Origin of the sequence: Virgibacillus sp. AGTR (assembly GCF_016919725.2) — a bacterium.
In the GTDB taxonomy this organism is placed as follows: Bacteria; Bacillota; Bacilli; order Bacillales; family Amphibacillaceae; genus Virgibacillus; species Virgibacillus salarius.
Window position 1 is genome coordinate 20,363 of record NZ_JAJERH010000048.1, and the last position, 10,680, is coordinate 31,042.

At 33.4% G+C, this 10,680-nt stretch carries 2 protein-coding genes; both read left to right on the forward strand.

The annotated features are described in order from the left end of the window. The first annotated feature begins 9 nt into the window (after positions 1 to 9). A complete protein-coding gene (locus tag JUJ52_RS15810) occupies positions 10 to 5,124 on the forward strand; it encodes a non-ribosomal peptide synthetase (RefSeq protein ID WP_228089031.1) in 5,115 nt (1,704 codons plus the stop codon). 78 nt (positions 5,125 to 5,202) lie between these two features. Then, on the forward strand, positions 5,203 to 10,680 hold a 5,478-nt coding region (locus tag JUJ52_RS15815; protein ID WP_228089032.1), incomplete at its 3' end, for a non-ribosomal peptide synthetase.

Consider the following 10,680-nt stretch of genomic DNA (forward strand, 5'->3'; position numbering starts at 1 on the left):
GGTATAAGAGTGGGTAGTTCTATGAATAAAATCCTGAATAGATTATTAGAAATAGTATCGGAAGTAACCAAGGTTGATAATCAAGAACTACAACCGGATGAGAATATTATTGAAATGGGATTCGATTCCATTATTTTTACTAGGGTAAATAGCCATATTAAACAACAATTTGGTATAGAAATCCCATTTTCTAGAATTTTTAATGACTTATCTGATTTAAATAAAATTGCTGCTTATATAAATGAAAAATCTAATATAGTAAACGAAGTAGAGACATCCTATTTACAAGCAACGGTAACAACTGAAGAAAATGCTAGCAACGAAGAATTAGAAGAAGAGTTAAACAGAACTGCTTCAGTACTTGAATCAAAGGAAATTATGCGTTATTACTCTACGTTTCCTTATGACTATATAGAAAAAAAGCTAAAAGTGAATTTAGAACAGTTTGGTATCGTAAATTGTCATGACATTAGAGTATTCATTTTGGATGATACAATGCAGTTGTTACCAAAAGGTACTATTGGAAATATCTTTATTGGCCCAAATAAGATTGAAATTTACAACACTAGTATTCTTGGTGAATTGACAGAAGAAGGAGAAATTCTAGTTCGAGGAGAGGGAAAAGATGATGCAAATAAAATTTATCCAATCTCTTCTGAACAGAAAAGAATGTATACACTACATAAAGTGGATGAGAATAGTTTAAATTACAATATTGCGAGTGTTGTCAAAATAGAAGGGGATTTGGATGTTGAAAAATTGGAAAATTCGCTTAATGTCATCATAAAAAGGCATGAATCATTACGCACGTACTTCGCTGAGGTCAATGGAGAAGTCGTACAAAGAATAGTCGATAAGATGCACATTTCCATTCCATATTCTATTCTGGAGGAAGATGTCGATCTATACGAATTAATAAATCGTGAGAGGGAGTGTTTTATAAAACCATTCGATTTAAATAGCTTGCCCTTAATTAGGATAAAACTAATTAAGGTGAAGACAAATTTCCATGTGATGTTATTAGATACTCATCATATTATCGCTGATGGTACAAGCTCTGCAATTTTCTTACATGAATTAATGACTCATTATAGTGGACAGGAACTAGATGATTTAACGCTACAATATAAGGATTATATCCTACAAAAAGAAAAAGGTAATAAAGATGTTGATAAGAGGAAACAAGAAACGTATTGGAAAAATGTGTTTGCTGATGGTATTCCAACTCTGGATATTCATAGTGACTATTCAAGACCGTACTTACAAACATTTAATGGAGATAATGTAAGCTTCATATTAAGCCATCATTTGAGTGAGAAGATTGATAGTTTCTGTAGAGTGAACCATGTTACTCCGTACATGTTCTTTTTTACATGTATTAATATTCTATTAGCGAAGTATTCCGGACAACAAGATATTGTAATTGGATCTACATTAGATAGAAGAAAAGATTTACAAACAGCAAACTTAATAGGGATGTTCGTCAATACAATTCCTATTAGAAATTATATTGATACAGAAGAAGCGTTTGTTGATGTACTGGATAAGGTGAAAACGAATGTACTTCAAGCAACGGACCATGCTGATTATCCTTTCGAAGAATTAGTAGATCTGCTCGATACTAGGAGAGATAAAAGCAGAAATCCTATCTTTGATGTACTCTATACATTTCAAAATAACCTGATTAGAGAACTAAATAGTCCCAGTATTAACATTAGAAGTGATGAAATCAAGACGAAAAGCTCAAAAGTTGATTTGTTTTTCGAGGTTAATCAAGAAAAAGAATATGCAATTAACATTGAATACAATACAGACATTTATAGTGAACAAACTATAAAAAGAATGGCTAAACACTTTAGCAGATTGACTGAAAACGTATTAGACAATACTAATAATCAGATTAGTGATATACCCATTATCACTCCAGAAGAGCGAGATTTAATTTTAAACAACTTTAATAATGTAAATGTGTTGTATCCAAAGGAAAAAACTGTCCATCAGTTATTTGAAGAACAAGTAGAGAAATATCCGAATCATATTGCTGTTAAAGACAATAAGGAAGAACTAACTTACCGTGATTTGAATGTGAAGGCTAATCAACTGGCTAGGAAGTTACGAAATCTTGGTGTTCAAGCAGATTCAATCATAGCACTTATGGTTGATAAATCAATTGAACTTATCATTGGTATATTAGGAATTTTAAAAGCAGGTGGAGCATACTTACCAATTGATCCTAAGTTGCCTAAGGAAAGAAAAGAATATATGCTAACAGATTCTCAGACTAAACTAGTTGTTACAAATACATATATGTATGAAGGGATGGATGATGTTTCAGTTGTTAATTTATCGGATACGAGCATTTTCCAAGAAGGGGATGCTAGGAATTTAAAATATATAAACTACCCAAGTGATCTTGCCTATATTATTTATACTTCTGGCACTACCGGTAATCCTAAAGGAGTTATGATCGAACATAAAAATGTTGTAAGGTTGATGAAGAACGATGACTATCAATTTGATTTTTCAGAAAAGGACGTTTGGACCTTATTTCATTCACAGTCGTTTGACTTTTCCGTTTGGGAAATTTTTGGAGCCTTACTATATGGAGGAAAGCTGATTATTGTTTCTGATGAAGTTGCCATGGATACAACTAGGTTCCGGACATTATTAGAAAATGAAAAAGTTACCGTATTAAATCAAACACCAACAGCTTTCTATAACTTAATGAAAATTGAAATGGAAGAAACGAGGTCACAATTATCGTTAAGGTATATTATTTTCGGGGGAGAAGCGCTTAAACCAATAATGTTGAAAGACTGGATGGAGAAATATAAAACAGTAAAACTAATCAATATGTACGGAATTACGGAAACAACTGTTCACGTGACGTTTAAAGAATTAAAGGAAGAAGATCTTCAAAGTGGGATTAGCAATATAGGTAAGGCTATTCATACATTAATGACAGTTATTGTGGATGAAAATTTAAGGCTCCAACCAATTGGTGTTCCAGGAGAATTATGTGTCATTGGAGATGGTGTCGCAAGGGGATATCTAAATCAAGAAAAGTTAACGAGTATAAAATTTGTCGACAATTCTTATGTGGAGGAAAGTAAATTATATCATTCAGGTGATTTGGTAAGATTGCTTCCAAGTGGAGAGATGGAGTACTTAGGGAGAATGGATAACCAAGTTAAAATTAGAGGATATCGAATTGAGCTAGGTGAGATAGAGTATCGACTGATCAGCCACCCTGACATTAAAGAAGCTGTCGTGGTAGCACAAGAAGGTGAACCAGATCAAAAATATTTATGTGCCTATATCGTGGCCAAGTGTTCTATGGATAAATCAGAAATAAAAGCTTATTTGAAGGAAAGCTTGCCAGACTATATGATTCCTGCTTACTTTATGGAGCTCATGAAGATTCCATTAACCAATAATGGTAAAGTGAACCGGAAGGCGTTACCTAAGCCAGATGTAATGGGGCTTATTTCGGAGGCGTATGAAGCCCCAAAAACTCCAACACAGAAAATACTGACTTCTATTTGGCAAAATGTGTTGGGAGTAGAATCCATTGGTATCCATGATAGCTTCTTTGACTTAGGTGGCCATTCATTAAAAGCAACAACTGTCATGAGTGAGGTACATAAGGTATTAGAGGTGTCAGTTCCATTAAAAGAACTTTTTAACAGACCAACGATTCAAGAGTTAAGCGACTACATTGATATCAAAGGGGTTGCTAAACCATACAAACAAATAGAGCCATGTGTAGAAAAGGAATACTATCAAACATCCTCTGCTCAAAAACGAATGTATTCGGTGCAACAATTGGAAAAAGAAAGTACCGCTTATAATATGCCTGGCGTCTTTATGCTAGAAGGAGAAATAGATATTGAACAAATGGAAGAAACGCTTCATCAATTAATAGCCAGACATGAAGTACTACGTACCTATTTTGTAACAGTCGATGGTGAGATTGTCCAAAAAATTAAGCCAACACTAGCGTTCCATCTTCCTGTACGGACAGTAGATGAAACTGATATTACTAGCTTATCTCAGAAATTGATTCGTCCATTCGTCTTAGAGGAAGCACCGTTATTCCGAGCGGAAATTTTAAAAGCTCACAGAACATATTATTTACTAATTGATATGCATCATATTATTTCCGATGGTGTATCCGTAGAAATTTTTATGAATGAATTTAAAAAATTGTATAACGGTGAGTCGATGGAACCATTGCGCATTCAATACAAAGATTATGCCGAATGGCAATATAAATATTTAAAAAATGATCATATGAAGGAGGAAGCTCGTTATTGGCAAGAACAATTTCAAGATAAGGTGCCAATGCTCCAGCAGCTATATGACTATGAACGGCCAGCCTTTCAAAGCTTTGAAGGAGATAGCTTAGCATTTACCATCAAGGAGGGAACAACAAAGAAGTTACAAGTATTGGTGAAGCAAGAAGATGTGACTCTTCAGATGATCTTACTGTCTGCCTTTAACATTCTATTAGCCAAATATAGTGGACAAGAGGATATCGTTGTCGGAGTACCAATTGCAGGAAGGCCGCATGCGGATCTGCAGAATATCATGGGGGTGTTTGTAAATACGTTAGCAATGCGAAATCAGCCAACAAATGATAAGACATTTAGTGAATTTCTAAAGGAAGTAAAACAAAACTCCTTACTTGCATATGATAATCAAAATTATCCGCTTGAAGAATTAATTGATGAGTTAAATATTAAACGAATAAAAGGCAGAAATCCATTATTCGATGTTCTTTTTGATATGACCAATCTCGATTTGAGTAAAGCTATCCAGATTAACAATTTATCACTTAAGCCCAAATTATTAACTAATAATATAGCAAAAATGGATTTATCTTTAGTTGCGTTAGAAAAAAAGCAACATATTGAAATGAGTATTGAATATTCCTCTCAACTATTTAAGAAAGAAACCGTTGCTAGAATAGCCGAGGATTTCCAGCGGATTATTGAGATCATTTCAACACAAGTAAATATTCAACTTGGAAATATTGAAATTCGTAGCGAAGAGGAGAGGCAATCCATTTTACAGGAAGATGAATTATTAAATGAGCTTAAAGATCAAGAATTCTCCTTTTAAAAATACACTTATGTCTACCTAAACTAATGGTTATAATCTTAAGTTCAATTAACTTTGATGAAGAACGGAGGGTATTCAATGTCTAGTGATCTCGACCGTTTGATGGAAAAAGAAGAACAATCAAAAAAATACTGGGAAACGATGAACCTTACTGATGAATGGAAGGCAGACTTTGCTCGGGATTTTGTTCATGTAAATAACTATCAAAAGTCTCAAATTTCATTTTCCTTAGATGATGCTATTACGGAAAAAGCGTTGGCAATTACCAAGCACAATGATTTTCCTCTATTTTCCATCTTTATGGCGTGCTTGCAAATAGAGCTTTATAAATATAATGGTAAAACTAAAAACATAATAGGAATTCCAATATTTGTCTCTCATAAAGAAAATCGTAGTGGAATAAATAATAAAGTGTTACCTTTCTTCAATAACTTTAACAGTAATGCAATCATTAAAAACCTGATTTTGCAGAATCGGAATAAGTTAATAGAAACATATCAACATAGCCACATTAACTTGGAAAATCTATTAAGAAACTCGAATATCAGTAATAGTGTGATGGAATTAACTCCAATCAGCTTAACTATGAATACCCTTCATCTAGATGAACACATCCAATACATACATAACTCCAACAACAATGAAATCACAATTAGCATTGAAAAGACGGGTAAAGGAATAGTGTTATCATTTGTCTATAATGCTACCCTTTTTACGAGCGAGACGATTCATCAATTTGGGAAGAGATTTTTAATTATCTTAACTGAGATGATGGTAGATTTAGCTAAGGAAGTCAAAGACGTTGAAATGATAACTAGTGAGGAAAAACATCAGATCTTAAAACAATTTACCCTTACTAAAACGAAATATCCTGCTGATAAAACTATACAAGTAATGTTTGAAGAAGAAGCTCAAAAGAATCCTAACAAAATAGCAGTGGTATATAAGCAGCAAAGCTTAACCTATCAGGAATTGAATGAAAAATCTAATCAAATGGCATGGCTATTGCAAGAGAGAGGGGTAAAAGTAAATTCAGTAGCTGCTATTATGGGCGAAAGATCAATTGAAATGATTATTGGAATACTAGGAATTTTGAAATCCGGTGGCGCGTATTTACCAATTGATCCTTCCTATCCAAAAGAAAGGATCAACTTCATGCTACAAGATGCAGAAGTGGATGTATTATTAATCCGGAATACGATAACACAGGAGTTAGAAGTAAATATTCCAGAGATAAATGTAAATGATCCTTCCATAGAAATGAAACCTAAAACAAATTTAGAAACAATCAGCCATATGGAAGATTTCGCATATATCATCTATACGTCCGGTTCTACAGGAAACCCTAAAGGAGTACCGATAAAACACAAAAGTGTTATCAATCTATGCACTTGGTTTGGCGATACCTATAATTTGAGAGAACGTCGACACGTCATGCATAATACAAGTATTTCTTTTGATGTTTCCGTTGAAGAAGTTTTTGGGGCTTTGCTAAATGGAGGAACGGTATACATTACCACTTATGAAGAATCGACAAATAGATATAAATTTAGACAATTTATCCAGAAACATGACATAAACATTGTCCAGTTAGTCCCGACTACTATACAGGAATTTATTGTAGGTGATCCTAAATTAGAAAGTGTTGATGTGCTTATTTCTGGTGGAGAAGCATTACCAAACACTCTAAAAAATGAAGTGATTGATCTTGGGTATGATATTTATAATTGTTACGGCCCTACAGAAACAACCGTTGATGCATTGACAACTTTGTGCGGGAAAGACAAATCAAATGTTATCGGGAAGCCCATAGCAAATACACAAGTGTATATTACGAATCGTGACGGTCAACTTCAACCAATTGGATTACCAGGAGAGTTATGCATAAGTGGTGAAGGATTATCAATTGGTTATCTAAACCGGTCTGAGTTGACTGAGGAAAAGTTTGTCGTGAATCTTTTTGAAACTAAATCAAAAATGTATAAAACAGGAGACTTAGTAAAATGGCTCCCTGATGGATCAATTGAATTTATTGAAAGACTAGATGATCAAGTGAAAATTAGGGGATTTAGAATAGAGCTAGGTGAAATTGAAAATAAGCTATCCGAACAACCATATATTCTTCAATCTGTAGTCTTAGCATGGGAAAATGATAATCAAGGAAAATATCTATGCGCGTATTTATTAGGTGAAGAATCAATAGATATAGCTGCCCTAAGAAATAACTTAAAAAAAGAACTACCTCATTATATGGTGCCTACTTACTTTATTCAGGTTGAAAGCATTCCGCTTACACCAAACGGCAAAGTGGACAGAAAAATATTGCCTGAGCCTGATACACTGGATTTATCAATACAAGAATATGTTGCACCTTCCAACGTGAAGGAAAAACGATTAGTGGAAGTATGTAGTGAAATATTAGGAGTTAAAAAAATAGGAATTCATGAAGACTTTTTTGATCTTGGTGGAGACTCTATCAAGGCAATAAGACTAATATCAAAATTGCAAAAATTTGGTTTTACACTAGAAGTGAAGGACATATTTGACAATAGTAATTTGAAAGCAATTAGCCTTAAGATGACGGAAGAACAAGTGGTAGTGGACCAAAAAACGGTCTCTGGTGATGTATTACTAACACCTATTCAACGTATGTTTTTTGAAAAGGACATAACAGATGTTCATCATTGGAATCAAGCTATTATGTTATATGGTAGAGACGGTTTTCGAGTAGAGTGGATTGAGAAAATTTTTGATAAAATAACTTGCCATCATGATGCCTTACGAATGGTCTACCGTAAACATAACGGAAAAGTGAAGCAGATTAATAGAGATATAGAGTCGAACCTCTTCTCAATAGATGTTCATGATTTACGAAAGTATGATCACTATGAGGGACTAATCTCGTTGAAGTGTAATGAACTTCAAAGTAGTATCGATTTAGAAAATGGTCCTCTCGTCAAGTTAGGTATATTTCAAACAAAGGAAGGGGATTATCTTTTAATAGCTATCCATCATTTAGTAATAGATGGGGTTTCATGGAGAATTCTCTTAGAAGACTTTACCGAAGGGTATAATCTTTTACTAAAAGGTAAAAAGGTTGACTTTCAACCGAAATCCAATTCGTATCAAGAGTGGGCAGATTTTTTACAAGAGAAACTTGAATATTTTCAGCAGGAGCTTCCATATTGGAATAAAATGGAACAACAGCATATAAAACCTCTCCCTACTGATTTCGAATCTCAGGAATTTGAGAATAAGCAAAAAAATGCGAGAGAAGTGCATGTTGAATTAAATCAATCGTATACGGAAGATTTATTAAAGCGTTCGAACCAAGCCTATAATACAGAAATAAATGATTTGCTATTAGCAGCTCTTACTCGTACCATTTATCAATGGACAAATGAGAAGAATATTCTTATTAATTTAGAAGGTCATGGAAGAGACGCTTTCGAAGGAAATATAGACATAAATAGAACGATAGGATGGTTTACAGCACAATATCCTTTATTATTAAAAATGGAAGACAAATCCACCTCGTCTTTAATCAAACATACAAAAGAATCCTTAAGAAAAGTTCCTAATAAAGGAATAGGCTATGGTATCTTAAAATATCTTTCACCATCAAAGCCTTGGAATAATCGAGAACCAGAAATTAGCTTCAATTATTTGGGACAATTTGACGAGCAATTAAATGATGAACTTTTTGAAATTTCCTCTTTATATTCAGGGGAAAACGTGAGTCCAAATAGTGATAGAATAAATGAAATCGACATAAATGGAATGATAACTAATCAGAAATTAAGTTTTTCTGTTTCCTATAATAGCTTGAGGTATCGTACAGAAACAATAAGAAAATTTCTCGAAAGATTTAAGGAAAATCTAATCGAAATAATTCGCCATTGTTTGGAGAAAGACGTGATGGAATATACGGTATCCGATTATTCCGATGAAGATTTGACAACAGATGAATTAAAAAATTTAAAAGAAGCATATGAGGGAGCAAATAAAACTCAAATTACGAACATATACCCTCTTTCCCCAATGCAGGAAGGTATGCTATTTCATTCATTAGTAAAGAGTGAGTCATCTGCATATTTTGATCAAACCATTTTTACTGCTAAAGGCATAGTAGATATGGAACTTGTTCAAAAAAGCTTTCAAATACTCATTAATAAATACGATATTTTAAGAACGGTTATAGCCTATAAAGATGTGGAGAAACCACGTCAAGTCGTTTTAAAAGAAAGAAAGCCAAAGGTGTACTTCCATGATCTATCGAGTATGGATAATAAACAGTTAGATGACCGTATCGAAAAAATAATACTTGAGGATCGAAAGCAAGGTTTCAATCTAAGTAAAGATGTTCTTATGAGACTATTCATTTTGAAACAGGGTAATAAAGAATATAAAGTGATCTGGAGCTCTCATCATATTCTGATGGATGGATGGAGCACATGGATATTACTAAAGGACTTTTTTGACATTTATTCAATGTTAAAAAATAACAACATTTTAGAAATGGATAATCCAAAGCAATATGGTCATTACATTGATTGGTTGCAAAAACAAAATCGTAATCATGCTAAGCAATATTGGTACCAATATCTAGAGGGGTATGAAACCAATGTTAAAATACCATCGATTCGAACTCATCATTATGAATACATGGTGGAAGATTTGGATTTTGTTCTAAATAAAGACATAACAAAAGCGTTAACTAATATTGCTAAAAGCTCTAAAACAACCTTAAATACGATTATACAGGTAGTTTGGGGAATGTTGCTGCAACAATACAATCAAACAAATGACGTTGTCTTTGGTTCTGTTGTATCAGGAAGAAATTATGATATAGAAAGCTTAGAAGAAATGGTAGGGTTATTTATTAATATGATTCCTGTCCGAATCACAAGTAATCCTAAACAAATATTTATTGACTTATTGAAGGAAACCCAAAATAAGGCATTGGAGTCTAGTAAATATGATTATTATCCACTAGCGGATATTCAATCGCTAACTGATATAAAGAGTGATCTAATTACTAGTAAAATAACTTTCCAAAATTATTATATTGATGAAGCATTAGTGAACTTTGATTTTGTTTCTGAATTAGGATTTACTGTTGAAGATATACATGGGTATGAACAAACGAATTATGATTTCAATATAAAAGTTATACCAAGTGAAGATACAAAAATAACTTTTTCATATAACAAAAATGTATATGATTCAGAAACGGTTATAAATCTTAAGAACCATTTCATCGAAATCATTCAATCCGTGATTCAAAACCAGGAAATCCCTGTATCCCAAATCAGTATGACAACTGATAAGGAACGGAAAGAGATTCTCCATGACTTTAATGATACATCGGTAACGTATCCAAAGGATAAGACAATATCTCAATTATGGGAGGAACAAGTAGAAAAACATCCCCACCATATCGCAGTGGAATACGAAGGCAAGCAGTTAACCTATCAAGCCTTAAATGAAAAGGCGAATCAACTCGCAAGGACCTTACGCCAAAATGGCATCACAGCCAATGCGATTGTCGGTATG